Origin of the sequence: Collinsella sp. LCP19S3_F2 (assembly GCF_052121015.1) — a bacterium.
Lineage (GTDB): Bacteria > Actinomycetota > Coriobacteriia > Coriobacteriales > Coriobacteriaceae > Collinsella.
The window spans coordinates 1-1,001 of sequence record NZ_JBQKFA010000030.1; the positions used below are offsets into that span (position 1 = coordinate 1).

Below are 1,001 nucleotides of genomic sequence, written 5' to 3' on the forward strand. Positions count from 1 at the left end.
GCCGCAGTACGACGCGAGCCTGTCGTGACTGGGGAAGTCTTCGATGTCGATGGAGATCGCAAGCTCGGAAGCGGTTTTGGGCCCGATGCCCGGCACCGTCAGGAGGCATCGGTAGGTATCGTCGCCCTCGAGCAGGGCGGAGATCTCCGCCGAGTTCTCGGATATCCTGCGCGCGAGCAGTTTCACCGCCCGGTCCTCGGCGGCGACGACCGACGCATCCGGCCTTGTCGAGGAGGTTGTCGAGCGGACGAGGGCCTCGATCTTACCGCGCGCCGCCCCACGCGTGAGCGCCGCCGCCCTGCGGGGCCCGGCGTCGGCTACCGACCAGGCCCCGCCGAGGGATGCCATGAGCCTCAGCTGGCACCCGTCGGACAGGTCGACCAGTGCCTCGAAGGCGGGGCACGATTCCAGCAGGATGCTGCGCAGCCGGTTCTTATTCCTAGTGTTCTCGCAGGTCAGGAAGTTCCTCTGGGCGGCCAGCGCCCTCGCCGCCGCAATTGTCGGACCTGGGTCTCCGACCGGCAGGAGCGCGTCGGGGATGCCAAGCGCCGTCTTCGCGATGACCATCGCGTCTCGCTCGTCGGTCTTGGCGTCGCCGGCGAAGAGCCTGGCGGCCCCGTGCGCCGCGAGTCCCGGCAGGTACGCCGCCGACATCCCGGCCGCCCTGGCGCGGGCGAGCGCGAGGGCGCCTATGTTGCGCGACTGGTCGACGACCACGAGCGCATCGGGGAAGCGGCCGAACAGCGAGTCCAGGTCGTCCTCCCTGTTCGCGACGGGGGTGCTCAACAGCACCTCGCCATCTCGAGTCGCGACGCATGCCCAGTGGGACGATTTCCCGACATCGAGCCCGATGACGGCTTCCGGCATTCTAATTGGTGCCACGGTGGTATCCTCCAATCGGTAGGCCGATCGGAACCCCTCCCCGCGACACCCACATTACCTGGCCGTGGCGCTTGCGCCCGGCAGTTTCCTATCAGTCGTCCGGAGCGGCGAGCGCCCCC

General features: G+C 68.8%; 1 protein-coding gene. It reads right to left on the reverse strand.

The window, feature by feature from the left end; all coding sequences use genetic code 11:
• A partial coding sequence (locus ACTQX9_RS09505) for an IS110 family transposase (protein ID WP_441541381.1) occupies positions 1-882 on the reverse strand: 882 nt, incomplete at its 3' end.
• Positions 883-1,001 lie beyond the last annotated feature (119 nt).